Raw genomic sequence first — 25,819 nt, forward strand, 5'->3', positions numbered from 1 at the left:
CCCGCCCTCCCGCCGGACACCGCCGGCACCACGTATTCCAGGAGAACCGCAAGCCTCCGCGCGGATAGGCTGTGCCCCATGTCTTCCGCACGCCTCACTCAGGGCGACGTGCTGCGCATGTCGTCCCTCTTCGTCCGTACCCTGCGCGAGGACCCGGCCGAGGCCGAGGTCGCCAGCCACAAGCTCCTCGTGCGGGCCGGGTACATCCGCCGGGCCGCCCCGGGCATCTACTCGTGGCTGCCGCTGGGCCTGCGGGTGCTGGCCAAGATCGAGGCGATCGTCCGCGAGGAGATGGTCGCGATCGGCGGCCAGGAGGTGCACTTCCCGGCGCTGCTGCCGCGGGAGCCCTACGAGGCCACGGGTCGCTGGGAGGAGTACGGCGCCGGCCTGTTCCGGCTCAAGGACCGCAAGGACGCCGACTACCTGCTCGCGCCCACGCACGAGGAGATGTTCGCGCTCCTGGTCAAGGACCTGTACTCGTCGTACAAGGACCTGCCGGTCACGCTGTTCCAGATCCAGACCAAGTACCGCGACGAGGCGCGCCCCCGCGCGGGCCTGATCCGCGGGCGCGAGTTCATCATGAAGGACTCGTACTCGTTCGACGTCAAGGACGAGGGCCTCGAGGTCAGCTACCAGAAGCACCGCGAGGCGTACGAGAAGATCTTCACGCGCCTCGGCCTGGACTACGTGATCGTGTCCGCGATGTCGGGTGCCATGGGCGGCTCCCGCTCCGAGGAGTTCCTCTCGCCCTCGCCCATCGGCGAGGACACGTTCGTGCGCTCGCCCGGCGGGTACGCCGCGAACGTGGAGGCCGTGGTCACCCCGGTCCCCGAGGCGGTCCCGTACGACGACGCCCCCGCGGCCCACGTCGAGGACACCCCGGACACCCCGACCATCGCCACGCTGGTCGACGTCGCCAACGCGAAGTTCCCGCGCCCCGACCGGCCCTGGACCGCCGCCGACACGCTCAAGAACGTGGTGCTGGCGCTCAACCAGCCCGACGGCACCCGTGAGCTGGTCGTCGTCGGCCTGCCCGGTGACCGCGAGGTCGACCTCAAGCGCATCGAGGCGGCGCTGACGCCGGCCGAGCCCGAGGCCGCCACCGAGGAGGACTTCAAGAAGTTCCCGCAGCTCGTCAAGGGCTACATCGGCCCGCAGGTGCTCGGACCCCAGGGCGAGCAGGTCGAGGGAGCCGACGGCGAGAAGATCCCCGCGATCCGGTACCTGCTCGACCCCCGCGTGGTGTCCGGCACCCGCTGGATCACCGGCGCCAACGAGCCCGGCAAGCACGTGTTCGACCTCGTGGCCGGCCGTGACTTCACCGCGGACGGCACCGTCGAGGCCGCCGAGGTGCGCCCCGGCGACCCGGCCCCCGACGGCTCCGGCCCGCTGGAGCTCGCGCGCGGCATCGAGATGGGCCACATCTTCCAGCTCGGCCGCAAGTACGCCGAGGCCCTGGGCCTCGTGGTGCTCGACGAGAACGGCAAGCAGGCCGTCGTGACCATGGGCTCCTACGGGGTGGGCGTCACGCGGGCGCTCGCGGCGCTCGCCGAGGCGAACCACGACGACAAGGGCCTGGCCTGGCCGGCTCACGTGGCGCCGGTGCACGTGCACCTGGTGGCGGCGGGCAAGGACGCCGAGGTGTTCGACGCGGCCGCGACGCTCGCCGACGACCTGGCCGCACGCGGCGTCGAGGTGCTCTACGACGACCGGACCGGCAAGGTGTCGCCGGGCGTGAAGTTCAAGGATGCCGAGCTGCTCGGCGCCCCGCTCGTGGTCACGGTGGGCAAGGGCCTGGCCGACGGCGTGGTCGAGGTGCGGCCGCGCGTCGGCGAGGCGGAGCAGCTTCCCGTGGGCGAGGCCGCGGACGCGGTGGCGGCCCGGGTGGCGGCGCTCCTGGCGTGACCACCGGCGCCAGGCCACCGGCCTCGGCCTGACCGGGCCATCGCCTCGGCCAGGCCGCCGACCTGGCCGGGCCATCGCCTCGGCACCGCCTGGCCGTGCGCGGGCAACCGCCCACGGCCAGGCACCGTCAGGCCTGCTCCGGAAGCCCCGGGAAAGGCACCGCCGCGGCGCCCCACCGGCCGGCGGCCAGGGCGGCGTCCGTGAGGAGCGAGACCAGCACGGTGCGTGTGCCGGGCTCGGCGAGGCCCACCAGGGACGCGTAGTTCTGGGCCAGGTCGTTCTCGAGGTCGCGGGCGAGGTCCTGCGTCGGGGTGTCGCCCCGGGGAACCGTGTAGGCGACCCGGCGCGGGTCCTGGTCCGTGCCGTCGACGCCGGCCACCAGGGCCCAGGCCTGCGCCCGCGCACGGTGCGCCCGGGCGCGGTCGGCGGCCCGGGTCCGCACGTCGCCCTCGGCCTGCGCGGCTCGCACCTCCAGGGCGTAGCCGGCGGTGTCCTCGGCGAGCACCAGGGCGCTCAGGTCCTCGGCGGACAGCCCGGTCGGCACCACGGGCGCGTCCTGGACGGATGCGGCGGCCGGGGTGGCCGCGGTCTCGTCACCCTCGCTGGGATCGGCGCTGGGCGCGGTGGGTTCGGGGATCGTCGTCGGCGGAAGGTCGGGGGCCTGCGCTCCCGTCAGCCGCGCGAGGTCCGTCGCGTACCGCGTCTGCGCCGCGGAGACCGACCCGAGCAGCCGGCCGAGCGGCCCGAGCTGGACCTGGTTCGCCGCGGCGCGCGTCCGGGTCGCGGCGTCGACCAGGGAGGTGAGGACGGCGGCGGGGGTGTGGTCCGGCGTGGTCGCCGACGGGGAGGAGGCGGACCGGTCGGTCACGATGTCGTCCAGGCCCGAGTCGTACTCGCCGCCGAGCTGCTCCGCCTGTTCGGTGGTGGCCGTCGCGATCCGCTCCAGCTCGGCCGCGACGTCGGCGTCGACCCCCTGCGTGCCGGCGGCGGCCTCGGCCTGCTCCGCCACGAGCAGGGCGTCCGCCACGGCGGTGCGCCGGACCACCTCGGCCGCGTCGGGCACCGGCTCGGTCGGCGGGGGCGTCTCCAGACGCACCCCGCAACCTGAGAGAATGATCGCGCAGGTCAGGACCAGCGCGGTCAGGCCTGACCGGCGTCGCGTACGGGACCTGGGGCCGTTGGGGTTCATCGTGGCCGATGATGCCACGTTCCCCAGGCCGGTTCGTGCGCTGACCCGGGCCGTGCCGGTTGCGGTCGGGTCACGGACGTCACGTCCCGCGCGAGGTGCCGTGCCCCGGCGCTTCGTTAGGCTGGACACAGGCAGCAAGCACAGACGACAACAGCACATCGGTCGAACCGTTCCGGCTCGAACCGTGCCCCCGCACGGGGGAGCCGACGGGAGGCAGGCGATGACACAGCAGGCGGAAGCGGTCCGCGACGTGGTGCGGCCGGCGGTCGAGGCCGCGGGTCTGTACCTGGAAGAGGTGACCACCACTCGGGCCGGCAGCAGGTCGGTCGTGCGGATCACCGTGGACCTGCCGGAGGACGCGGTGGGCAGCCTCGACTCCGACGCCCTCGGCGACGTGTCGCGGGCCGTGTCGGCGGCCCTGGACGTGGACGACGTCGTCGCCGGTGCGTACACGCTTGAGATCTCGACGCCGGGTACCAGCCGGCCCCTGACCGAGCTGCGGCACTTCAAGCGGGCCCGCACCCGGCTGGTGACGCTCAAGCTGGCGGACGGCGGCCGCGCCGAGGGCCGGCTGACCGACGTGCTCGCCGACGGCGCCACGGCGGTCCTCGTGCTCGACGACGACCGGCGGATCGACCTCGCCGACGTGGTCCGCGGCAAGGTCGAGGTCGAGCTCAAGCGGCTCGACGACGTCCAGGATGCCGAGGGCACCGAACTGGGCGAGAGTGCAGGTGAAGACACCGACGACGACGTCGACGGTGCTGGTTTCGACGACGCGACCGCGGGGTACCCCGGCCGCAACGAGGAAGGCTGACATGGACATCGACATGACCACCCTGCGGATGCTGGAGCGCGAGAGGGATCTCAGCCTGGACGTCCTCGTCGCGGCCATCGAGCAGGCACTCCTCTCGGCCTACCACCGCACCCCTGACGCCTACAGCCGGGCCCGGGTCGAGCTGGACCGCTCGTCCGGCCACGTCACGGTCTGGGCGCGCGAGGAGCTGCCCGTCGAGCCCGACCCCGACGACCCCGACGCGCGCCCCACCGTGGAGTTCGGCCCCGAGTTCGACCACACCCCGCAGGACTTCGGCCGGATCGCCACGGCCACGGCCCGCCAGGTCATCGTGCAGCGTCTGCGCGACGCCGAGGACGACCAGGTGCTCGGCACCTTCCGCGGCAAGGAGGGCGAGGTGCTGGCCGGCGTCATCCAGCAGGGCCGTGACCCGCGCGTCGTGCTCGTGGACGTCGGTGGCACCGAGGCCGTGCTCCCGCCGCACGAGCAGGTGCCGACCGAGGAGTACGTGCACGGCGAGCGACTGCGCGCCTACGTGGTCGAGGTCAGCCGCGGAATGAAGGGCGCCCAGATCACGTTGAGCCGTACGCACCCGAACCTGGTGCGCAAGCTCTTCGAGCTCGAGGTCCCGGAGATCGCGGACGGCTCGGTGGAGATCACGGCCATCGCCCGCGAGGCGGGCCACCGCACCAAGATGGCGGTCCGGTCCCGGGTGGCCGGGCTGAACGCCAAGGGTGCCTGCATCGGTCCGATGGGTGCTCGCGTGCGCGCCGTGATGGCGGAGCTGCACGGCGAGAAGATCGACATCGTCGACCACAGCGACGACCCGGCCGCGTTCGTGGCCAGCGCCCTGTCGCCGGCCCGTGTGTCGTCGGTCACAGTCGTCGACGCGGACGCCCGCGCCGCGCGGGCCGTGGTGCCGGACTACCAGCTCTCCCTCGCCATCGGCAAGGAGGGGCAGAACGCGCGCCTCGCCGCGAAGCTGACGGGCTGGCGCATCGACATCCGGTCGGACGAGGCGACCGACTCCGGCGCAGGTGGGGCGCCCGCCGACACGCAGAGGGGTCGGTAACGCCAGGTGGGACGGCGCGGTAGACTGTCCGAGTCTGGGCCACGCGCCCGTCTTTCGACCTCCCCCGTGCCTGATCCGGGACCACCCGTCCAGGGTCCGGTGCGAACGTGTGTCGGATGCCGGGGGCGCGACCAGCGGTCTGCACTCCTGCGTCTGGTGCCGGACCCCTCGATGCACGGTGATGCGGTGGCAGGTCCACGGCACGTCGTCGTCGATGTCCGGGCCTGCCTGCCGGGTCGCGGCGCCTGGGTTCACCCGGAGTCGCGGTGCCTGGAGCTCGCCGAGCGTCGTAGGGCCGTGTCCCGCGCACTGCGCGTCGACGGCCCCGTCGATCTGGCCGAGGTACGAGCACACCTCGGCCGGTGAGTGCGCCGGCCGCAAGACCGTCCCGACCGGGCGCCCCTGCGCGTCCGGCCGAACCTAGCGAATCGTCGACAAGGAAGCGGGTCAGAAGCCGATGGGCACCCGATGAGTCCCCAGCGATGAGTACCTGGTACTAATGGCGGTCCTCCCTGTCCCGGGATGGACCGAGACAGGAGAGATGTGGCTAAGATCCGCGTTCACGAGCTCGCAAAGCAGCTCGGAGTGGAGAGCAAGACCCTGATGGCCGAGCTGAAGGCCGCAGGCGAGTTCGTCCGTTCGGCCTCCTCGACCCTCGAGGCGCCGGTCGAGCGTGCGATGCGTGACAAGTTCCCGGCCGGTGGCGCTGCCGGCCCGTCCGACAAGGGCGCAGCGGCGAAGCCCGCACCCAGCGCACCCAAGCCCGCCGCGAAGCCCGCGGCGCAGAAGCCCGCCGCGCCTGCTCCGGCACCCGCGGCACCCCCGAAGGCCGAGGCCGCTCCGGCTCCGGCTCCCGCCAGCCCTGCGCCGGCCACCCCGGTTCCGGCTCCCGCCGCCGACGAGGCCCCGGCCGCGCCCGCGGCGTCGGCCAAGCCGTCGGCCGCACCCAAGCCGGGTGCACCGAAGCCGGCCGCGGCCCCGCGGCCCGGTGCCCCGAAGCCGGGTGCCGCGCCCTCGGGCGCGCGTCCCGCGCGTGACGGTGGTCGTGGTCCGCGTCCGGGCGGCGACCGTCCGGGTGGCGGCACGCCGCGTCCGGGCAACAACCCGTTCGCCACGAGCCAGGGCATGCCCCGTCCCGGTGGCGGCCGCGGCCGTCCGGGCGCAGGCTCCGGTGACCGGCCTGCCGGTGGCAACCCGCGTCCGGGCAACAACCCGTTCGCGACGAGCCAGGGCATGCCCCGTCCGGGGCAGCGCCCCGAGCGTGCGGACGCGAGCGGCGAGCGCTCGGGCGGCCCCCGCCCCGGTGGTCCCCGTCCGTCGGCCCCCCGTCCCGGTGGTGGCGGCGGTCCGCGTCCGAACCCCGGCATGATGCCGGGCAAGACCTCGATGCCGCGTCCGGGTGACCGCCCGGCGCCGGGTGGCGGCCGTGGTCGCCCCGGTGGCGGCGGTCGTCCGGGTGGTGCCGGTGGTGGCGCCGGTGCCGGTGCCCCGGGTCGTCCCGGTGGCGGTGGCGGCTTCGGCGGCCCGCGTCGTGGTGCCGGTGGTCGCGGTGCGACCCAGGGTGCCTTCGGGCGCGCCGGCGGCAAGCCGGTCCGCGGACGCAAGTCGCGCCGGGCGAAGCGCCAGGAGTTCGAGGCGATGCAGGCCCCGTCGCTCGGCGGCGTGCAGGTTCCTCGCGGCAACGGCAGCACGGTCGTGCGCCTGCGCCACGGCGCCTCGCTGAACGACTTCGCGGACAAGATCGACGCGAACCCCGCGTCGCTCGTGACCGTCCTGTTCCACCTGGGCGAGATGGCCACGGCCACGCAGTCCCTGGACGAGGACACCTTCGGCACGCTGGCCGCCGAGCTCGGCTACGTGATCGAGATGGTCTCGGCCGAGGAGGAGGACCGCGAGCTGCTCGGGACCTTCGACATCGACCTGGAGGCCGAGGAGGCCGGGGAGTCCGACGACGACCTGGTCGCCCGTCCGCCGGTCGTGACCGTCATGGGTCACGTCGACCACGGTAAGACCAAGCTGCTGGACGCCATCCGCAAGTCGGACGTGGTGGCCGGCGAGCACGGCGGCATCACCCAGCACATCGGTGCCTACCAGATCACGCATGAGCACGAGGGCGTCGAGCGCGCCATCACGTTCATCGACACCCCGGGTCACGAGGCGTTCACCGCCATGCGTGCCCGTGGTGCGCAGGTCACGGACATCGCGATCCTCGTGGTCGCGGCCGACGACGGCGTGATGCCGCAGACGGTCGAGGCCGTGAACCACGCGCAGGCCGCCGGCGTGCCGATCGTGGTCGCCGTCAACAAGATCGACGTCGAGGGTGCCAACCCGGCGAAGGTCCGTCAGCAGCTCACCGAGTACAACCTGGTGGCCGAGGAGTACGGCGGCGACACCATGTTCGTCGACGTCGCGGCGAAGCCGGGCATCGGTATCGACGACCTCATCGAGGCCGTCCTGCTCACGGCGGACGCCTCGCTGGACCTGCGCGCCAACCCGACCAAGGACGCGCGCGGCGTCGCCATCGAGGCCAACCTCGACAAGGGCCGCGGTTCCGTGGCCACGGTGCTGGTGCAGTCCGGCACGCTGCACGTCGGTGACGCGATCGTCGCCGGTACGGCCCACGGCCGTGTCCGTGCGATGTTCGACGAGCACGGCAACTCGGTCGAGGCCGCGCTGCCGGCCCGTCCGGTGCAGGTGCTGGGCCTGACGAGCGTCCCGAGCGCCGGCGACACGTTCCTCGTGGCGCCGGACGACCGGACCGCTCGGCAGATCGCCGAGAAGCGCGAGGCGGCCGAGCGCGCCGCGACGCTGGCCAAGCGTCGCAAGCGGATCAGCCTCGAGGACTTCGACACCGAGCTCAAGAAGGGCAAGGTCGAGAGCCTCAACCTCATCCTCAAGGGCGACGTGTCCGGTGCCGTCGAGGCACTGGAGGACGCGCTGCTCAAGATCGACGTGGGCGACGAGGTCGAGCTGCGTGTCATCCACCGCGGTGTCGGTGCGATCACGCAGAACGACGTCAACCTGGCCACCGTCGACAGCGCCGTGATCATCGGCTTCAACGTGAAGTACGGCGAGCGCGTCGAGGAGCTGGCGGAGCGCGAGGGCGTGGACGTCAAGTTCTACTCGGTCATCTACCAGGCGATCGAGGACGTCGAGGCGGCCCTCAAGGGCATGCTCAAGCCGGAGTACGAGGAGGTCCAGCTCGGGACCGCGGAGATCCGTCAGGTCTTCCGCTCCTCGAAGTTCGGCAACATCGCCGGTTCGGTGGTCCGCTCGGGCACCATCCGCCGCAACGCCAAGGCGCGTGTGCTGCGGAACGGCACGGTGGTGGGGGACAACCTCACGATCGAGTCGCTGCGCCGCGAGAAGGACGACGTCACGGAGGTCCGCGAGGGCTTCGAGTGCGGTATCGGTCTCGGGTCGTTCAACGACGTGGTCGAGGGCGACACCATCGAGACGTTCGAGATGCGCGAGAAGCCGCGCGCCTGACGTTGATGGTTCATTGAGTGCGGGGTGTCTGCCCGGCCGGCTGGTCCGGTCCGTGCGGATACCCCGCACTCACGCTGAAAGGGAACAGACTCATGGTCGACAACCCGCGGGCGCGCAAGCTCGCCGACCGCATCAAGGTGATCGTCGCGCAGATGATCGACACGCGGATCAAGGACCCGCGCCTCGGTTTCGTGACGGTCACGGACGTCCGGGTCACCGGAGACCTGCAGAACGCCTCGGTGTTCTACACGGTGTACGGCTCGGACGAGGACCGGGCGGGCACGGCCGCGGCGCTGAAGAGCGCCACGGGCCTGATCCGCTCGGAGGTGGGCAAGCAGACGGGGATCCGCCTGACGCCCACCATCGAGTTCCACCTCGACTCGGTGCCCGAGACCGCCGCCACGCTCGACGCGGCGCTGATCGAGGCCCGCAAGCGGGACGCCGAGCTCGAGGCGCTGCGCGCCGGCGCCCAGTACGCCGGCGAGGCCGACCCGTACAAGAAGCCGCGCGAGGACGACGACGCGGAGTGACTCCGGGCCCCGCGCCCGCGGGTGACCCCGATGCCGTGCGCCACCCCTGAGCCGCGAGATACTGGTACCCATGATTTCTCCCACCCCGCAGGCGCAGACCCGTCGTCCGACGGCGGCCGACGGGTTCGTCGTCGTCGACAAGCCGCAGGGCTGGACCAGCCACGACGTCGTCGGGCGCATGCGGCGGCTCGCCGGGACGCGGAAGATCGGGCACGCGGGGACGCTGGACCCGATGGCGACCGGTGTGCTCGTGCTCGGTGTCGGCAAGGCGACCCGCCTGCTCACCTACGTGGTGGGCGCGGACAAGGACTACGACGCGACGATCCGGCTCGGCGTGGCCACGACGACGGACGACGCCGAGGGCACGGTCGCGGCCGTCGCCGGGCCGGAGGCGGTCGGGCGCGTGGAGCGGGCGGCGCTGGACGCCGCGGTCGCCGGGCTCACGGGCGACATCCTGCAGGTGCCCACGTCCGTGTCCGCGATCAAGGTGGACGGCAGGCGCGCCTACGCGCGTGTCCGCGCCGGGGAGGAGGTCACGCTCCAGGCGCGGCCGGTCACGGTGTCCCGGTTCGAGGTGCTGGACGTCCGCACGACCACGACGGCGGTGCCCGACGGCGACGTCGCCGACGTCTACGTGGACCCGGACGACGTACCCCCGGGCGACGCCGCGCAGCCGGGCCGCGCGCCGACCGCCGCGGACCCCGGCGGCGTCCCGAGGCGTGAGGTGCCCGTGATCGACGTGGACGTGCGCGTCACCGTCTCGTCGGGCACCTACGTGCGTGCCCTGGCCCGTGACCTCGGGGCCGCGCTCGGCACCGGCGGGCACCTGACCGCGCTGCGCCGCACCCGCGTGGGGGGCTACGACCTGACCGGTGCCCGCACGCTGGAGGAGCTGGAGGCGCAGACCGACGCCGACGGCACCCTGGCCACCCTCCCGCTGGCCGACGCCGCCCGCGGCACCTTCCCGGTCCGCCGGCTCGACGAGGTCGAGGTGCGGGCGCTGGGCTACGGGCAGTGGGTGGAGCCGTCCGGCCGGCCCGAGGTGGTGGCCGCGCTGTCGCCGTCGGGCACGCTGGTGGCGCTGCTGGAGGACACGCGCCGGCGCGGCGAGAACCTGGCCCGGCCCGTGCTGGTGCTCGCACCGGCCGACTGAGGCGACCGGGCGCCGCCGGGTGGTCCCGCGCACGGGGCACCGCCGGGCTCGGGCTACGCTTTTGACGTTCGGTGCGGGACGGCGCGATGCGACGCCCGCACCCGCGCCACCTGATTCATGAGGAGCAACCCGCGTGCAGCTGTGGACGGACCTGGAGCAGGTTCCCCCGGGATTCGGGCCATCCGTGGTGACGATCGGCAACTTCGACGGCGTCCACCGCGGCCACCAGGCGGTGCTCGACCGCATCCTCCGGCTCGCCCGGGGTGACGGCGCGAGCGCCGTCGCCGTGACGTTCGAGCCGCACCCGTCGGCGGTGCACCGGCCGGAGTCGGCGCCCGAGCTCATCACGGGCCTGGAGGACCGCCTGGCGCTCATGGAGCGCACCGGCCTGGACGCCACGCTGCTGGTGCACTACACCCTCGACTTCGCCGCCCAGACGCCCGAGGAGTTCGTCTCCCGGTACCTCGTCGACGGCCTGCGGGCGCGGACGGTGGTGGTGGGGCACGACGTGCGCTTCGGCAAGCAGAACGCCGGCACGCTGGCCACCATGGTCGAGCTCGGCGGGCAGCACGGTTTCGAGGTGGTCGCCATCGAGGACGTGGGCGACTCGGCGGGCGACGGGCACCAGCGCTGGTCGTCGACGGCGGTGCGCGCGCTCCTCGCGGAGGGCGACGTCGGCCAGGCCGCCGACGTGCTCGGCCGCCCCCACCTCGTGCGTGGCACCGTGGTGCACGGCGACGCCCGGGGCCGGGAGCTGGGCTTCCCGACCGCGAACCTCGGCGACATCACCGGCCTCGTCCCCGCCGACGGCGTCTACGCCGGCTGGCTGCGCCGCGGCACGTCGGCGACGTGCGCGAGCCTGGCGACGCCCGCGGACGAGGGCGCCCGGGGGCAGGAGGAGATCCTGCCCGCCGCGATCTCCGTGGGCACCAACCCGACCTTCGACGGCGTCGAGCGCCGCGTGGAGGCGTACGTGCTCGACCGCACCGACCTGGACCTGTACGACCAGACCGTGGTGCTGGAGTTCGTGGCCCACCTGCGCCCCACGCTGCGGTTCGACGGCATCGAGCCGCTGATCGCCCAGATGAACGACGACGTGGCACGCTCCCGTGAGATCCTCCGGACCTGAGGTCGTGGAGACGTTTGCGGCGCTCGTACGTTGAGCCGGGCATGACGCTTCTCGAACTGTCCGACCTGGTGGTCGGGTACGGCGGGAACGCCGTCTGCCCGCCGGTCACGCTCACGGTGGCACCCGGCGACGTGGTCGCGGTGATCGGCACCAACGGCACCGGCAAGTCCACGCTCCTGCGCACCGTGCTCGGACTGCAGGAACCCCTGAGCGGCACCGTCCGCGCCTTCGGGCGGGTCGTGGACGAGCGCGAGCGCGGCTTCCGGGCCCGGGTCGCGGGCGTGCTGGACGACGACGCGTTCTTCCCCGGCGTCACCGTCCGCGAGCACCTCGTGCTCACCGCACGCGGGCACGGCGTGCCGGACGCGGGGGCCGTCACCGACCAGGTGCTCGACCACGTCGGCATCGCCGCGCACGGCGGGGCCATGCCGCACACCCTCTCCTCGGGGCAGCGCCGCCGGTTCCTGCTGGCGAGCGCCCTGGTGCGCCCCCGCGACCTGCTGGTCCTGGACGAGCCCGAGCAGCGCCTCGACACCGCCATGCGCGCCCGCCTAGGCGACACGCTGCGCGCCGAGGCCGACGCCGGGACGGCGGTGCTGTACGCCACGCACGACGACCGGCTGCTGGCGGCCACGGGCGCCCGCGCGCTCCACCTGTCCGACGACGGCGCCGAGCTGCTCGACCCGGCCGAGGCGCCGGGCGTGCTGGCGGGCTTCCGGTGACGGGTGGGACGCCGGAGGCGGGCGGGGCACCGAAGGCGGGCGGGGCACCGGACGCGGCGGCGGAGCCGGGCCCGGGCGGGGCGGTGGGCGCCGTCGGGCCGCTTCCGCGCCTCGCCAGGGACGACGCCGAACGACTGACCGGCGCCGAGCTGCGCCGTCTCACGGCGCGCGTGCGAGCCCACAACCTGCCGCCCGAGACCGGCCAGGTGGTGACGGACGTGGGCGAGGTGACCATCCTGCTCACGCTCGTCGCCCTGTACGTGTGGGGCTTCGGGGCACCCGTGCGCGAGCTGCTCGGCTCGGACGCGACGGGGTTCGGGCTCGGTCCCGGGCTGATCCAGGCGCTCGTCCTCGCGCTCGCCGTCGCCGCGGGGGCCGTGCTCGCGACGCGGCTCGGCCCGGCAGGGCTGCCGGCCGCGGGAGTGCGGTGGTGGCTGCCCACGCCCGCCGGGCGGGCCGGTCTGGCATCGCCGTCGCTCGTCCGGACCGTGCTGGCCGGCACGGGGGCCGGCGTCGTGGCGGGCGGGCTGCCTGCGGCGTTCGTCGGCGTGAGCCCGGTGGGGATCCTGCTCGACGCCGCCTTCGGTGGCGCGCTCGGTCTCGTCGTCGTGACCGGCGCGGGCCTGCTCCAGGTGGCCGGGACCACGTCCGGCACGCGGCTCGGGCAGGTGCTGACCCTGCTGCTCGCCGCCGTGCCGGTGGCGGGGCTGGCCGGGGCCCTGTGGGTGCCCGGCTGGGCGGCCTGGACCGTGCCGTGGCCCGTGCCCGCGGCGCTGGCGCTCGTGGGCGCGGCAGCCCTCGCGGCCTGGCCGGCGGGGCTCGACCGGCTCCGCGCCGGTGACCTGCGGGCGCGGGCCTCGGCGGCCATGCAGGCCTCGGCGGCGCTGCTGTCGCTCGACAGCGGGGGCGTGAGCCGCGCGCTGCTGAGCTCCGGCCCGACGGCGTCGCGCGTCCTGGCCGGGGTGCCCCGGCTGGCGCGCGGACGCGTCAGCGCGGTGCTCGCCGCCGACGTCACGTTCCTGGCCCGTTCGTCCGCGGCGCTGGCGGGGCTGGTGGCCCTCGCGGCGACGGGTGCCGTCGCCGTGCTGGTGCCGTTGCTGGCCGACGGGATCGGGCTGTGGGCGGTCCTGGCGGTGCTGGGTTACGCGGGGGCCGTCGCGAGCGCCGTCGGCCCGCGGGCGGCGGGGGAGAACCCGCGCCTGGACGCGCTGGTCCCGCTCGGCGCCCGGGGCACCCGGGCGGTCCGCACGGTCTGGCCGACGGCGGGCGCCGCCGTGGTGCTGCTGGCGGTCGCCGTGGCGACCGGTGGCGGGGCGTGGGTCGCCACCGCGGTCCCGGCCGCCGTCGTGCTCGGCGCCGCCGCCGTGCGGACCGCCTACCGCGGGCCGGTGCCGTGGGACGTGCCGATGATCGCGACGCCGGCGGGCGCCCTGCCCACGGGGCTGGTGCTGCACCAGCTCAGGGGCCTGGACCTGACGGTGCTCGGTACCGTGCCGCTCGCCTGGGCGGCGGTTGCCGGGGCCGCCGCGCCGGCGGTGGTCGCGGCACAGGTGGTGTGCGCCGTCGGCGCGGTGCTGTGGGCCGCGCACGTCAAGCGCACGTCGTGACACCTGCGCCGGGTGATTCGGCCCTGGCCGAACCCGGCACGCAGGCTGCGGCGTCCCGCTCTCCTCTGGTGGAAGGCCTTCACACCAGCCAAGGAGAGGATCATGGCCCAGACCACCCAGGCGCCGCCCCAGGGCGACCCCAACCACACCCCGCACGAGGCGGTCGACCTGGCGCAGACACCGGCCGGCCGGACGGTGCGCCGCATCGGGCACGGTGGCGTGTTCGTACCGGCCGACGCGGACGCGCAGGCCGCGCCGCAGGACAGCACGGCGACGCTCATGCCGCGCACCGAGGCCGCCGTGCGGCGCGACCTGCGCGAGCACCGGTTCGACGCCACGACGTCGTTCGACTACCTGCTGCGCGACCTCGCCCGGCAGTTCCCGGAGGCCCACCTGCCCGTGGGCGACCGGGTGGCGCAGACCCGGGACGCCCTGCTGCGGCTCGGTGCCGGCATGATCGAGGCCCCCGCGGGGCCGCCGCCCGCGCCGTCCCCGGGCGCGCCCCCGGCGACGCCGGCACCGCCGCGCGACTCGACGGTCCCCGCGATCTACACCTACTGGGGCCAGTTCATCGACCACGACATCACGCTCAACACGAACGGCCCCGACGACGGCTCCGGCCCGGGCGGGGACCAGGCGCTGGGTGACGTGGTCAGCGACCCGTTCCGCGTCTTCGCGCCCGACGTCGTCCGGCGCAGCCTGCACAACGGCCGCATCCCGCTCCTGGACCTCGACAGCCTGTACGGGTCGGGGCCCCGGTTCGAGGGGGAGAAGGACCGGGGCACCACCCGCAGCGAGGCGGCGTACGTGCCGGGCTCGGCCAAGCTGCGCCTCGGCCGGGTCTCGACGCAGCCGATCGGCGGGTTCCAGCTCGTGGCGCCCGGCGACGACCCGCAGCGCGACCTGCCCCGCAGCACCGCGCCGGGCAGCGAGCGCATGCCGCTGATCCCCGACAGCCGCAACGACGAGAACCTCGTGGTGGCGCAGTTCCACGTGGCGATGATCCGGTTCCACAACGCGGTGGTGGACTGGGTGTCGCGGCACGAGCCGTGGTTCGCGGTGACGCAGCGTTCGCTGTTCGACCGCGCGCAGCAGCTCGTCCGGTTCCACTACCAGTGGCTGGTCGTGCACGACTACCTGCGCACCCTGACCAAGGCCGGCGTCCTGGACTCGGTCCTGGCGACGGGGCCGTCGCTGTTCCGGCCCGCCCGCCGGGTCGCGATGCCGCTGGAGTTCGCGGTGGCGGCGTTCCGGTTCGGGCACTCGATGGTGCGCGGCGCCTACGACTTCAACGTCAACTTCACGGGCGGCGGGCCCGGCGGGGTGGCGACGCTGGACCAGCTCTTCCGGTTCACCGGCAACGGCGGGCTGTCGCCCGACCCGGCGAACCCGCTCCCCGCCCTGCCGTCGAACTGGCCCGTCGAGTGGACCCGGCTGACCGACAAGGGAGACCCCCTGACGTTCCGCATGGCCCGCAAGATCGACCCGTTCCTGGCCGACGGCCTGGGAGACCTGCTCAACGAGGGCAACGCGGCCTCGGGTCCGGTCCGGGCGCTGCTGAAGCAGCTCGCGCAGCGCAACCTGCTGCGCGGGTACATGCTGGCGATCCCGACGGGGGAGGCCGTGGCGCGGGCGCTGCGCGTGCGTCCGCTCACGCCGGAGCAGCTCCGCCGGAACGCGTCGCCCGAGGTGGTGGCGGCGCTCGACGACCTGGACGGCACACCCCTGTGGTACTACGTGCTCAAGGAGGCCGAGGTCCAGGGCAACGGCAGCTTCCTGGGCGAGGTGGGCAGCCGCATCCTGGTCGAGACGTTCCTCTACCTGCTGCGCCTGGATCCCGACTCGTTCATGCGCCGGCCCGGCGGCGACTGGAACCCGGCGTACGGGGTGCGGTTCGAGGACGGGCGTCTGGTCACGACGATCACGGACCTGCTGGCGTTCGCCGGGGTGTTCCCGGTCGGTCAGGACGAGGTGGGCCTGCCGCGGTTCCGCCGGGACACCACGGGCACGGGCTACGCAGGCCACGACGGCGCGTGACGTCCACCGCGCCGCACGTGCCAGACGCTCAGGTCGCTCGGGTGACCTGAGCGTCTGACACGTGCGGGAGGTCTCATCCGGGCAGTCGGACGTACGGGCTCAGCACTGGTAATGTTGTACCGCCGTCTGAACGGCCGCGGATCCAGAGCGCCCGGTGAACGAGTCCCGGAGCACCGCGCAACGACACTGAAGGAGAGCCATGCCGCTCGACACTGCCACGAAGCAGCAGATCATTTCCGAGTACGGGACCAAGCCGGGCGACACCGGCTCGCCCGAGGTGCAGATCGCGCTCCTCACGCAGCGCATCAAGGACCTGACCGAGCACCTCAAGGAGCACAAGCACGACCACCACAGCCGTCGTGGTCTGCTGCTCCTGGTGGGCCAGCGTCGTCGTCTCCAGGGCTACCTGCGGGGCATCGACATCGAGCGCTACCGCGCCCTGGTCGACAAGCTCGGCCTGCGCCGCTGAACCTGACGCCTACCAGCCCGGCCCCCGCTGCGGGGGCCGGGCTGGTCTGGTGAGATGCTGTAGTACAACAACCACAGCGCCGCCCGTGACCTCGTCCGGTCCTCGGTAGTGGCCTCCCGAGAACGTCGCACCAGCGACGGCTCGGTGGGCCTCGATCGATGACCGTCGGGCACGGGGGCGTACGAGAGAACAAGGAGGGCACCCGTGGAGGGTCCCGAGATCCAGTTCGCCGAGGCCGTCATCGACAACGGCCGCTTCGGCACCCGTACCGTCCGGTTCGAGACCGGGCGCCTCGCCAAGCAGGCCGCCGGCTCCGTCGCCGCCTACCTGGACGGCGAGACCATGCTGCTGTCGACCACGGCCGCCGGCAAGCACCCCAAGGACCAGTTCGACTTCTTCCCGCTGACGGTGGACGTCGAGGAGCGGATGTACGCCGCGGGCCGCATCCCCGGCTCGTTCTTCCGCCGCGAGGGCCGCCCCTCGACCGAGGCGATCCTGGCCTGCCGCCTGATCGACCGCCCGCTGCGCCCGCTGTTCGTCAAGGGCCTGCGCAACGAGGTCCAGGTGGTCATCACCGTCATGGCGATCCACCCGGACGACGCGTACGACACCCTGGCGATCAACGCCGCGTCGGCGTCGACCCAGATCTCCGGCCTGCCGTTCGACGGCCCGGTCGGCGCGGTGCGCATCGCGCTGGTCGACGGCCAGTGGGTCGCGTTCCCGAAGTACTCCGACAAGGAGCGCGCGGTCTTCGACATGGTCGTGGCCGGCCGTGTCGTGGGTGACGACGTCGCGATCGCCATGATCGAGGCCGAGGCCACCGACGACGCGTGGAACCTCATCAAGAACGACGGCGTCGCGGCCCCCACCGAGGAGGTCGTCGCCGAGGGCATCGAGGCGGCCAAGCCGTTCATCAAGGCCCTGTGCGACGCGCAGGCCGCGCTCGCCGCGCAGTCCGCCAAGGAGACGCAGGAGTTCCCGCTCTTCCCGGACTACCAGCCCGACGCGTACGCCGCCGTCGAGGGTGCCGTGACCGCCGCCACGCGCGACGCGCTCACCATCGCCGACAAGCAGCAGCGCGAGAACACCCTCGACGAGATCAAGGCCGGGCTGCACGAGCAGCTCGACGCCCAGTTCGAGGGCCGCGAGAAGGAGCTGTCGGCCGCCTTCCGCTCGCTGCAGAAGCAGCTCGTGCGCCAGCGCGTGCTCACCGACGGCGTGCGCATCGACGGTCGTGGCCTCGCGGACATCCGCACCCTCTCGGCCGAGGTCGAGGTGCTGCCCCGCGTGCACGGCTCCGCGATCTTCGAGCGCGGCGAGACCCAGATCCTGGGTGTCACCACGCTGAACATGCTCCGCATGGAGCAGCAGATCGACTCGCTCGGTCCGGAGACGCGCAAGCGCTACATGCACAACTACAACTTCCCGCCGTACTCGACCGGTGAGACCGGCCGCGTGGGCAGCCCGAAGCGCCGCGAGATCGGCCACGGCGCGCTCGCCGAGCGTGCCCTGGTGCCGGTGCTGCCGAGCCGCGAGGAGTTCCCCTACGCGATCCGTCAGGTGTCCGAGGCCCTCGGCTCCAACGGCTCGACCTCGATGGGCTCCGTGTGCGCCAGCACGCTGTCGCTGCTCAACGCCGGTGTGCCGCTGCGCGCCCCGGTCGCCGGCATCGCGATGGGCCTCGTGTCCGACACCGTGGAGGGCGAGACCCGCTACGCCGCGATGACCGACATCCTGGGTGCCGAGGACGCCTTCGGCGACATGGACTTCAAGGTCGCCGGCACCAAGGAGTTCGTCACCGCCATCCAGCTCGACACGAAGCTCGACGGCATCCCGGCGTCGGTCCTCGCGGCCGCCCTGGGTCAGGCGCGCGACGCCCGCCTGACGATCCTCGAGGTCCTCGCCGAGGCGATCGACGTCCCGGACGAGATGTCCCCGAACGCCCCGCGCGTCATCACGGTGAAGGTCCCGACCGACAAGATCGGCGAGGTCATCGGCCCGAAGGGCAAGATGATCAACCAGATCCAGGAGGAGACGGGCGCGGACATCTCCATCGAGGACGACGGCACCGTGTACATCGGTGCCACCGACGGCCCCTCGGCCGAGGCCGCCCGCGCGGCGATCAACGCGATCGCCAACCCGCACGTCCCCGAGGTGGGCGAGCGGTTCGTCGGCACCGTCGTCAAGACGACGTCGTTCGGCGCGTTCATCTCGCTGTCCCCGGGCAAGGACGGTCTGCTGCACATCAGCCAGATCCGCAAGCTCGTGGGCGGCAAGCGCGTCGAGAACGTCGACGACGTGCTGTCCATCGGCCAGAAGGTCCAGGTCGAGATCGGTGAGATCGACCCGCGCGGCAAGCTGTCGCTGGTCGCCGTCACCGACGAGGAGGAGTCGGCCCCGGCCGAGGCCGCCGAGACCCCCGCACCCGCGGACGCCTGACATGGCATGGCACCTGCCGCTCGTCCCCGCGGGCGAGCCCGGTGCCGAGCTCACCGCCGGGCAGGACGGCGCGACGATCCGTCGCTCCGTCCTGCCCGGCGGTGTCCGTGTCCTCACCGAGCACATGCCGGGCCAGCGCTCGGCGACGGTGGGCGCGTGGATCGGCGTCGGCTCGCGGGACGAGACCGACGGCCACTTCGGCTCGACGCACTTCCTGGAGCACCTGCTCTTCAAGGGCACCACCCGGCGGACCGCGATGGACATCGCCGAGGCGTTCGACGCCGTCGGCGGGGAGGCCAACGCCGCCACGGGCAAGGAGCACACCTGCTACTACGCGCGGGTGCTCGACTCGGACCTGCCGATGGCGGTCGACGTCATCTCCGACATGGTCACCTCCGCCCGCCTGGACTCCGACGAGCTGGAGACCGAGCGCGGCGTCATCCTCGAAGAGCTCGCGATGAACGACGACGACCCGACCGACGTCGTGCACGAGCAGTTCTCGGCCGCCGTCCTGGGCGACCACGCGCTGGGCCGGCCCATCGGCGGCACCCCCGAGACCATCAACGCGGTGCCGCGCGACGCCGTCTGGGACCACTACCGCTGGAACTACCGCCCGGAGACGCTGGTCGTCACCGCGGCGGGCGGGATCGACCACGACAAGCTCGTGCAGCAGGTGACCCAGGCCCTGTCCGACGGCGGCTGGGACCTCGATGCCGCCGTCGCCCCCCGCGACCGCCGGCCGGTCGCGGAGGACCGCGTGGGCGTGCCGGAGGCCGGCACCGAGCGCCTGGTCGAGCGGCCGGTCGAGCAGACCAACATCATCGTCGGCTCCACGGGCATCTCCGCGACGGACGACCGGCGGTTCGCCCTGTCGGTGCTCAACGCCGTGCTGGGCGGCGGCATGTCGTCCCGGCTGTTCCAGGAGATCCGCGAGAAGCGGGGCCTGGCGTACTCGACCTACTCGTTCGCCTCCGCGCACGGCGGGCTCGGCACCTTCGGCCTGTACGCGGGCTGCGCGTCCGCGAAGGCGGACCAGGTCACCGAGCTGCTCGTGGCGGAGCTGGAGAAGCTCGCGCACGACGGCATCACCGAGGCCGAGCTGAAGCGGTCCGTCGGGCAGCTCTCCGGCGGTACGGTGCTCGGCCTGGAGGACTCCGGCTCGCGCATGAGCCGCCTCGGCAAGGCCGAGCTCGTCTACGGCGAGCTCCTGTCCCTGGCCGAGTCGTTGGACCGCATCCAGTCGGTCACGGCCTCGGACGTCCAGTCGCTGGCGCAGGACCTGGCGTCCCGCCCCCGCTCGATAGTCCGCGTGGGCCCTTCCAACAACTGACTGACCCGTTGAGTGCGGGACATTCGCCCTTTCGGCGCACCAGAACGGGCGAATGTCCCGCACTCGACGACTACGTAGGGTGGTAGATCGTGAGTGAGATCAAGGTGGCCGTGCTCGGTGCGGGCGGGCGCATGGGCAGCCAGGCGTGCGCGGCGGTCGAGGGCGCCGACGGCCTCCGGCTCGTCGCGCGCCTGGGCCGCGGCGACACCGTCTCCGCGGAGAGCCTCGCGGGGGCCGACGTCGTCGTCGACTTCACCGTGCCGGCCGTCACCGAGGCGAACGTGCACGCCGTGCTCGACGCCGGCGCCCACGCCGTGGTCGGCACCACGGGCTGGGACGACGACTCCCGGGCCCGCGTCGCGGCGCACCTCGCCGAGCTGTCCCCCGGGGGCCAGGGCAGCCCGGGAGCGCTCGGCGTGCTCATCGCCCCGAACTTCGGCCTGTCGGCGGTGCTGGCCATGACGTTCGCCGCCAAGGCCGCGCGCTACTTCGAGTCGGCCGAGGTGGTCGAGCTGCACCACCCGAACAAGGTCGACGCGCCGTCGGGCACCGCCCGGCACACCGCCGCGGCCATCGCGGCGGCCCGCGCCGAGGCGGGACGCGGGCCCTCGCCGGACGCCACCGAGTCCGGCTGGGAGGCGCGCGGCGCCGACGTGGACGGGGTACGCGTGCACGCCGTGCGGCTGCGCGGCCTGGTGGCGCACGAGGAGATCCTGTTCGGCAACGAGGGGGAGCAGCTCGTGATCCGGCAGGACTCCTTCGACCGCGCGTCCTTCATGCCGGGCGTGCTGCTCGCCGTCCGCTCCGTGGTGTCCCGTCCCGGGCTCACCGTGGGCCTCGAGAACGTGCTGGACCTGTCGTGAGCGACGAGGGCCGCGAGCGCTCCGACGGCCCGGCGGAGGTGCCGGGGCCGTCGACGCCGGACGCGTCGTCGGGCCGCCGGGGCCTGCCCCGAGGGCTGGCGGGCGCCCTGGCCGTGACGGCGCTGCTCGCACTGTACGTGTGGCAGATCGCGGGGCGCGGCGTCGCGATGATCGGCACGGGCGAGCCGGTGCTGATCGCGATCGGCCTCGGTGTGCTGGTCATCCCGCTGCTGGTCATCGGGCTCATCGCCCGGGAGTACTGGCTCGCCGCGACGGTGCAGCGGATGGCGGACACGCTGTTCGCGGAGGGTGACCTGCCGGTGGACGACCTGCCGCGCTCGCCGGGCGGGCGCATCGACCGGGCCGCGGCCGACGCGGCGTTCGAGCCCCGGCGCGCCGCCGTCGAGGCGGCCCCCGAGGACTGGCGCGCCTGGTACCACCTGGCCTTCGCCTACGACGCCGCGGGTGACCGCCGGCGGGCCCGCGAGGCGCTGCGCAGGGCCGCAGGCCTCTACCGCGCCGGGACCACGAAGGCCTCCTGAGGCAGGGCCCGACGCACGGAACCTGAGGCGCCGGGTCTGAGGCGCAGGGCCGGGCCGGCGGGGTCGTCTGCGACCTTGCTCACGAACGGGCCCAGAGGGTGGAGCGCACCGGGAAGCGGTTGTTTCAATGGTCGGCGCCGCGCCCGGCGACACCGGCCGGGCGGCGTCTCCTCCCTGACGGAAAGTTGCCGTGCCCACCCCTGCCTTCCTCCGGGCGCGCCCGCGCGCGCCGAAGACGAACACCCTGCCTGGCACCGGTTCCGGCCGGTCCCCGTGGCGGGCCCTGCGGCATCCTGCGATGCGCTGGTGGACCGGCGCCAACCTGGTCTCCAGCGCCGGTACCTGGATGCAGATGACCGTCCAGAACCTGCTGGTCCTCCAGATCACGGGTTCCCCGGCCGCGACCGGCCTCTCGCTGGCGGTCCAGGCCGCGCCCGGCCTGTTCTTCGGCGTCGCCGGTGGCGCCGTGGTGGACCGGTGGCCGCGCAGGACCGTGGTCGCCGGGAGCCAGGCGGCGCTGGGCGTGATCGCTCTCGCGACCGCGGGGCTGGTCGGCCTCGACCTGCTCAGCACGCCGGTGCTGCTCGCCCTGTCGGCGATCACCGGGCTGGTGGCGGCCGTGGACGGCCCGGCCACGTCGCTGCTGGGCAACGATCTCGTGGCACCCGGCGACGTGCCCTCCGCGATCGGCCTCGGCTCCGTGACCCACAGCGTCGGCCGGCTGGCGGGCGTCGGCCTCGCGGGTGGCCTCGTCGCGCTCACGGGGCCGGCCGCGGCGTACCTGGCCAACGGCGTCTCGTTCCTGGCGGTCGCCGCGCTCGTGCCGTTCCTGCGGCCGTACCGGCGGCCTCCCGGGGCGACCGAGCCGCTGGAGGCGGTGGAGCCCGTCCCCGCGGCGCTCCCGCCCCGCCCCGTCGAGCCCGCCCCGGCACGGGGTGGGTCGCTCGACGGCATCCGGTACTTCTGGAGCCGTCCCCGCCTGGTCGCGCTCCTGGGCGTGACCGCGGTGAGCGCCGTCCTCGGACGCAACTACTCCCTCACCCTGGCCGTGCTCGTCACGGGTGCCCTCGCCGGGACCACGCAGGACTTCGCGACCGTGGCCACCGTGCTGGCCGTGGGCGGCATCGTCGGCGCGTTCCTGGCGGGGCGGCTCCGCCGTCCGACCGTGCGGCTCGTGGCGGTGCTGGCCGCGGCCGGGGCGCTGCTCCAGGTCGGGGCCGGGCTGTCGCCGAGCCTGGCCCTGCTGCTGGTCGCCGTGGCACCGATGGCCGTGGTCGAGTCGCTGTCGGACACCGCGGGGGCCACCGTGCTGCAGACCGATCCGCCGGCCGCCATGCGGGGCCGTGTCCTGGGTGTCTGGCGCAGTGCGAGCACGGTGTGGGGCCTGGCAGGCCCGCCGCTGCTCGGCCTCCTGATGGAGCTGCTGGGCGTGCGCGGTGCCCTGGTCGCCGGCGGGGTGGTGGTGCTGCTCGCGACCGCCGCCGGAGCGGTCCTGGCGGCATACTGGTCGCCGGCGGTGCCGGGCTCACCGCGCCGGGCGCCCGGGCACGTGCTCCTGCGGGGAGGGCCTGGCGAGCACCACCCCAGGCCCCGCCGCGTCAGGCCGGTTCGGGCGACGGGTCGGCGTCCGGGTGCGTCGGCACCCACCGCACCGCCACCAGCACGAGCCCGACGACGAGCAGCGCGGACGTGAGCACGAACGGGTAGGTGCGGTCGATGCCGGACAGCCACCCGGAGATCCAGCCGAAGGGCGCCGCGGCGAGCATGATGCACGTGCGCTGGATGGCCATCACGCGGGACCGCTCGCCGGCGTCCACGTGCAGCGCGACGAGGGACTCCGAGAGCATGAACAGCATGCCCGCGCCGAAGCTGTCCAGCAGCAGGCACAGGCCCAGGAACGCGTACGTCGACGCCGTCGCGGAGCCGTCGGCGGCCGGGATCGCGACCAGCACGACCTGCCCGGCCAGATGCACGCCGAACCCCCACAGGGCGGCGCGCCGCAGGTCGACGGCGGTGGTCAGGAGCGGGATCAGCGTGAAGAAGAAGGTCACCGACAGCACCGAGCGGACCATCGGGAAGAAGGGCAGCAGCGCGTCCGGCACGTGCAGGTGCTGGCTCGCCACCACCTGCCAGAACGTGCCGTTGACGAGCGTGACGGCCGCGGTCAGCGCGGCGATGCCGAGCGCCAGCAGCGACCCGCGCGAGCGCAGCAGCAGCCCGAGCGCCCCGCGGTACCCGGCCAGGAGCCGCCACGTGCTCTGCCCGCGGGTGGCGTCCATGCGGATCCGGCCCTGGCGGGTCTCCCGCGACCACAGGTAGAGCCAGACGATCTTCACGGTCATCACGACCGCCGCGTTGAGGTACAGGATGCGGACGGCGGGCTGCAGGCCGAGCTGGGCCACCAGGACGGCGGCCAGCGGCGCGAACAGCGCGGAGCAGTCGGCAGCGACCTTGACCAGCGAGTAGATCCGGGTGATCTGGCCGCGCTCGGCGTCCTCGACCATGAGGCAGTCCCAGGAGTTCTGCGTGACCTGCAGGGCGCCGTTGACCAGTGAGGCCGCGAGGAAGAACCAGAAGTCCTGGGCGAACGCCCACAGCACGCACGGGATCACCCAGGCGATCACGTCGAACCACGCCGTCGTGGCGCGCCGGCCGAGCCGGTCGGTGATGATCCCGCCGGCCAGCCCGAAGCCGACCTGGGAGATCATGCCGACGGTCGCGAGGAACCCGATCTGGTAGTCGTGCAGGCCCAGCGCCAGCATGAACACCGACGCGTACGGGAGCACCAGAGCCATCGACAGGCCCCACAGCGGTTCCGTCCACACGCAGGCGCGGGGGTTGCCGCGCAGCTCGACGAGGGTCCGCCACAGCGGGTTGGGGGAGCGGGTCACGGGGCTAGTGAAGCACCTCCGCGCCGGTGGCCGTGCACCCGCCTCGTCCCTCGGCCGGCCCGGGCTACAGGGGCCGTTCCATGCAGACCAGACCCTCCCGCTCGTCCCACGGGTCGACGACGGTGAAGCCCAGCCTCTCGTACAGGCCGATCGCGCCCGTCCGCCACGCCCAGACGGACAGCGCGGCAGTGCGCACGCCGTCTGCGGCCGCCCGGGTCAGCGCTGCGCCGATCAGCAGGGACGCCACGCCCTGACCGCGCAGCGCGGGGTCCGTCCAGAGCCGTTTGAGCTCGGTGCGGCCGGCGACGGGCGCCGTGCCGACCAGGCAGCCGACGGACGCCGGACCGCACCCCGCCAGCAGCACCGTGTCGTCCGCGAACGCGGCCCGCGGGTCGGCGATCTCCGCCCGGTAGCGGTCGGGCAGGGCGTCGACGTGCCCGGCCGGGATGCCCTTCTCGGCCTCCGTCTGCAGGTGGTACGCGGTCAGCAGGGCGGCGAGGCCCTCCGTGGGGGAGCCCGGTCCGAACGGGTGGACGACGACGGGCGGGGTGCCGGTGGCGCGCATGATGCTGCTCTCTCAGTCCGTCAGGCTCGTCCAGCAGTACACGCTCTGCCGCTCGTCGGCGGCGCGCGCGGCGAGCGCCCCGAGGGAGAGCAGTGCGGCCACGAGCACCTGGGGTGCCACGACGCGCGTCGCCGTGCCGGACCACTCCCGCGCGGCCTCGGCCAGCCGGGCGGGTCCGGCCGAGGCGAGGTCGTCGACGAGCGGCTGCTGGACGGACACCACCCACGGCCCCTCCTCGCCCCCGCTGCCGACCAGGGCGCCGTGCCGCGGGTGCGCGGTGACCTCGGCGTACGACCGGCCGGACAGCACGCCGGCGAGGCCACCGAGCATCACGAACGGGTCCACGGACGGTACGGCGACGGCGTCGAACCGGGGCTGGTCGGTGCGCAGGTCCGGCTCGGAGGGCCCGCCGGGCGCGAGGAGCACCGTCGCCGCCGCCTCGTCGGTCGGCGCTGCGAAGTACTCGGTGCGGATCCCCATGCCGGCGATCGTCGCAAGGCCGTGTCACGGGACTGTCACACGGGCGTGAAACCTGGGGTTCGCGTGGCGAACACGCGGGCACCCGCTGGCGTCAGATCTGCGCGGACCAGCGGTGCTCGACGACCTCGCGGACCCCCGTCGCCAGGGTGCGGCTGCGACCGTCCTCGCCCAGCCCGCTGGCGTCCAGGAAGGCGGCGCGCGCCGTGTCGTCGGCGAGCGCCCACGTGGTGACCGTGTCCGACCCGTCCGCACGGAGGCGGTCCACGGCGGCCGCCAGCAGCCGCGACCCGTGGCCGGCGCGCTGCGCCTCCGGCAGCACCTCCAGCGACAGCACCTGGCCCGGGGAGACGGCGGCGAACCCGACGACGTCCGGCCCGTCGAGCGCGACGAGGACGGCGAACCCGGGGCCGGGCGGCGAGGTGATGGCAGAGGCCCAGCGCTCGCGCATCGCGGGGACGTCCAGGGCCTCCATGACGCCTTCTCCCAGCACGCCGGTCGCCCGCCAGGAGGCCACCTGCACGGCGGTCACGGCGGACTCGTCGCCGGGGACGGCGGGCCGCACGGACACGTCGGCGATCTCACGAAACAGTGCCATCGGCCCACCCTAGCGTCGC

General features: G+C 73.9%; 22 protein-coding genes. 17 read left to right on the top strand and 5 right to left on the bottom strand.

What is annotated here, in order from left to right:
- The first annotated feature begins 78 nt into the window (after window positions 1-78).
- A complete protein-coding gene (locus ACIG47_RS21855) occupies window positions 79-1,905 on the top strand; it encodes a proline--tRNA ligase (RefSeq protein ID WP_397433146.1) in 1,827 nt (608 codons plus the stop codon).
- 127 nt (window positions 1,906-2,032) lie between these two features.
- Here ACIG47_RS21855 and ACIG47_RS21860 read toward each other — a convergent pair whose 3' ends face one another.
- Window positions 2,033-3,001 (bottom strand): DUF4439 domain-containing protein, encoded by a 969-nt coding sequence (locus ACIG47_RS21860; RefSeq protein WP_397416029.1) that lies wholly within the window; start codon window positions 2,999-3,001, stop codon window positions 2,033-2,035.
- A 313-nt stretch (window positions 3,002-3,314) separates the two neighbouring features.
- Between ACIG47_RS21860 and rimP the strand changes: the two genes are divergently transcribed.
- The 16 genes from rimP to ACIG47_RS21940 all read left to right on the top strand — a co-directional run bounded on the left by rimP (window position 3,315) and on the right by ACIG47_RS21940 (window position 22,962).
- A complete protein-coding gene (gene rimP, locus ACIG47_RS21865; RefSeq protein WP_397433147.1) occupies window positions 3,315-3,908 on the top strand; it encodes a ribosome maturation factor RimP in 594 nt (197 codons plus the stop codon).
- Window position 3,909: 1 nt separating this feature from the next.
- Entirely contained in the window at window positions 3,910-4,959 is a 1,050-nt protein-coding gene (nusA, locus tag ACIG47_RS21870; protein WP_397433148.1) for a transcription termination factor NusA, read from the top strand.
- Between the two features lie 99 nt (window positions 4,960-5,058).
- Window positions 5,059-5,325: a YlxR family protein gene (locus ACIG47_RS21875; RefSeq protein WP_397433149.1), complete on the top strand. Its 267-nt coding sequence runs from the start codon at window positions 5,059-5,061 to the stop codon at window positions 5,323-5,325.
- A gap of 177 nt (window positions 5,326-5,502) precedes the next feature.
- Window positions 5,503-8,448 (top strand): translation initiation factor IF-2, encoded by a 2,946-nt coding sequence (infB, locus tag ACIG47_RS21880; RefSeq protein ID WP_397433150.1) that lies wholly within the window; start codon window positions 5,503-5,505, stop codon window positions 8,446-8,448.
- 92 nt (window positions 8,449-8,540) lie between these two features.
- Entirely contained in the window at window positions 8,541-8,978 is a 438-nt protein-coding gene (gene rbfA, locus ACIG47_RS21885; RefSeq protein ID WP_397416018.1) for a 30S ribosome-binding factor RbfA, read from the top strand.
- A 70-nt stretch (window positions 8,979-9,048) separates the two neighbouring features.
- The gene (gene truB, locus ACIG47_RS21890) at window positions 9,049-10,131 is read left to right on the top strand and encodes a tRNA pseudouridine(55) synthase TruB (RefSeq protein ID WP_397433152.1); all 1,083 of its coding nucleotides are present in this window, start codon (window positions 9,049-9,051) and stop codon (window positions 10,129-10,131) included.
- Between the two features lie 133 nt (window positions 10,132-10,264).
- Window positions 10,265-11,260, top strand: coding sequence for a bifunctional riboflavin kinase/FAD synthetase (locus ACIG47_RS21895; RefSeq protein ID WP_397433153.1), 996 nt, complete (start codon window positions 10,265-10,267; stop codon window positions 11,258-11,260).
- Between the two features lie 41 nt (window positions 11,261-11,301).
- A complete protein-coding gene (locus ACIG47_RS21900; RefSeq protein ID WP_397433154.1) occupies window positions 11,302-11,982 on the top strand; it encodes an ATP-binding cassette domain-containing protein in 681 nt (226 codons plus the stop codon).
- The gene (locus ACIG47_RS21905) at window positions 11,979-13,589 is read left to right on the top strand and encodes a DUF6297 family protein (RefSeq protein WP_397433155.1); all 1,611 of its coding nucleotides are present in this window, start codon (window positions 11,979-11,981) and stop codon (window positions 13,587-13,589) included. Before ACIG47_RS21900 ends, ACIG47_RS21905 begins: the two co-directional genes overlap by 4 nt.
- Window positions 13,590-13,691: 102 nt before the next feature.
- Window positions 13,692-15,626 carry a heme peroxidase family protein gene (locus tag ACIG47_RS21910; RefSeq protein ID WP_397433156.1) on the top strand — a complete coding sequence of 645 codons (1,935 nt, stop codon included), beginning with the start codon at window positions 13,692-13,694 and terminating at the stop codon, window positions 15,624-15,626.
- Between the two features lie 199 nt (window positions 15,627-15,825).
- On the top strand, window positions 15,826-16,095 hold the full coding sequence (gene rpsO, locus ACIG47_RS21915) for a 30S ribosomal protein S15 (RefSeq protein ID WP_119137907.1): 270 nt from the start codon (window positions 15,826-15,828) through the stop codon (window positions 16,093-16,095).
- Window positions 16,096-16,299: 204 nt separating this feature from the next.
- A complete protein-coding gene (locus ACIG47_RS21920) occupies window positions 16,300-18,534 on the top strand; it encodes a polyribonucleotide nucleotidyltransferase (protein WP_397416004.1) in 2,235 nt (744 codons plus the stop codon).
- A gap of 1 nt (window position 18,535) precedes the next feature.
- Window positions 18,536-19,864, top strand: a complete 1,329-nt coding sequence (locus ACIG47_RS21925; protein ID WP_397433157.1) for a M16 family metallopeptidase — start codon at window positions 18,536-18,538, stop codon at window positions 19,862-19,864.
- Between the two features lie 89 nt (window positions 19,865-19,953).
- Window positions 19,954-20,727, top strand: a complete 774-nt coding sequence (gene dapB / locus ACIG47_RS21930) for a 4-hydroxy-tetrahydrodipicolinate reductase (RefSeq protein WP_397433158.1) — start codon at window positions 19,954-19,956, stop codon at window positions 20,725-20,727.
- 38 nt (window positions 20,728-20,765) lie between these two features.
- Window positions 20,766-21,269 (top strand): hypothetical protein, encoded by a 504-nt coding sequence (locus ACIG47_RS21935; RefSeq protein ID WP_397433187.1) that lies wholly within the window; start codon window positions 20,766-20,768, stop codon window positions 21,267-21,269.
- A 190-nt stretch (window positions 21,270-21,459) separates the two neighbouring features.
- The gene (locus ACIG47_RS21940; RefSeq protein WP_397433160.1) at window positions 21,460-22,962 is read left to right on the top strand and encodes an MFS transporter; all 1,503 of its coding nucleotides are present in this window, start codon (window positions 21,460-21,462) and stop codon (window positions 22,960-22,962) included.
- On the opposite strand, the gene ACIG47_RS21945 is transcribed toward ACIG47_RS21940, so the two are convergent.
- The 4 genes from ACIG47_RS21945 to ACIG47_RS21960 all read right to left on the bottom strand — a co-directional run bounded on the left by ACIG47_RS21945 (window position 22,868) and on the right by ACIG47_RS21960 (window position 25,800).
- Window positions 22,868-24,160: an MFS transporter gene (locus ACIG47_RS21945; protein ID WP_397433162.1), complete on the bottom strand. Its 1,293-nt coding sequence runs from the start codon at window positions 24,158-24,160 to the stop codon at window positions 22,868-22,870. The two genes, ACIG47_RS21940 and ACIG47_RS21945, sit on opposite strands and share 95 nt — an antisense overlap.
- A gap of 64 nt (window positions 24,161-24,224) precedes the next feature.
- A complete protein-coding gene (locus ACIG47_RS21950; RefSeq protein ID WP_397433163.1) occupies window positions 24,225-24,725 on the bottom strand; it encodes a GNAT family N-acetyltransferase in 501 nt (166 codons plus the stop codon).
- Window positions 24,726-24,737: 12 nt separating this feature from the next.
- Window positions 24,738-25,205 (bottom strand): hypothetical protein, encoded by a 468-nt coding sequence (locus tag ACIG47_RS21955; RefSeq protein ID WP_397415991.1) that lies wholly within the window; start codon window positions 25,203-25,205, stop codon window positions 24,738-24,740.
- Window positions 25,206-25,296: 91 nt separating this feature from the next.
- Window positions 25,297-25,800: a GNAT family N-acetyltransferase gene (locus ACIG47_RS21960; protein ID WP_397415989.1), complete on the bottom strand. Its 504-nt coding sequence runs from the start codon at window positions 25,798-25,800 to the stop codon at window positions 25,297-25,299.
- Window positions 25,801-25,819 lie beyond the last annotated feature (19 nt).

Origin of the sequence: Promicromonospora sp. NPDC052451 (genome assembly GCF_044547525.1) — a bacterium.
GTDB lineage: Bacteria > Actinomycetota > Actinomycetes > Actinomycetales > Cellulomonadaceae > Promicromonospora.

Bases quoted from the DNA above. Each gene is read 5' to 3' on its own strand.
- ACIG47_RS21855 (WP_397433146.1), top strand. From the start codon at position 79: ATGTCTTCCGCACGCCTCACTCAGGGCGACGTGCTGCGCATGTCGTCC.
- rimP (WP_397433147.1), top strand. From the start codon at position 3,315: ATGACACAGCAGGCGGAAGCGGTCCGCGACGTGGTGCGGCCGGCGGTC.
- nusA (WP_397433148.1), top strand. From the start codon at position 3,910: ATGGACATCGACATGACCACCCTGCGGATGCTGGAGCGCGAGAGGGAT.
- rbfA (WP_397416018.1), top strand. From the start codon at position 8,541: ATGGTCGACAACCCGCGGGCGCGCAAGCTCGCCGACCGCATCAAGGTG.
- truB (WP_397433152.1), top strand. From the start codon at position 9,049: ATGATTTCTCCCACCCCGCAGGCGCAGACCCGTCGTCCGACGGCGGCC.
- ACIG47_RS21900 (WP_397433154.1), top strand. From the start codon at position 11,302: ATGACGCTTCTCGAACTGTCCGACCTGGTGGTCGGGTACGGCGGGAAC.
- ACIG47_RS21910 (WP_397433156.1), top strand. From the start codon at position 13,692: ATGGCCCAGACCACCCAGGCGCCGCCCCAGGGCGACCCCAACCACACC.
- rpsO (WP_119137907.1), top strand. From the start codon at position 15,826: ATGCCGCTCGACACTGCCACGAAGCAGCAGATCATTTCCGAGTACGGG.
- ACIG47_RS21925 (WP_397433157.1), top strand. From the start codon at position 18,536: ATGGCATGGCACCTGCCGCTCGTCCCCGCGGGCGAGCCCGGTGCCGAG.
- ACIG47_RS21950 (WP_397433163.1), bottom strand. From the start codon at position 24,725: ATGCGCGCCACCGGCACCCCGCCCGTCGTCGTCCACCCGTTCGGACCG.
- ACIG47_RS21955 (WP_397415991.1), bottom strand. From the start codon at position 25,205: ATGGGGATCCGCACCGAGTACTTCGCAGCGCCGACCGACGAGGCGGCG.
- ACIG47_RS21960 (WP_397415989.1), bottom strand. From the start codon at position 25,800: ATGGCACTGTTTCGTGAGATCGCCGACGTGTCCGTGCGGCCCGCCGTC.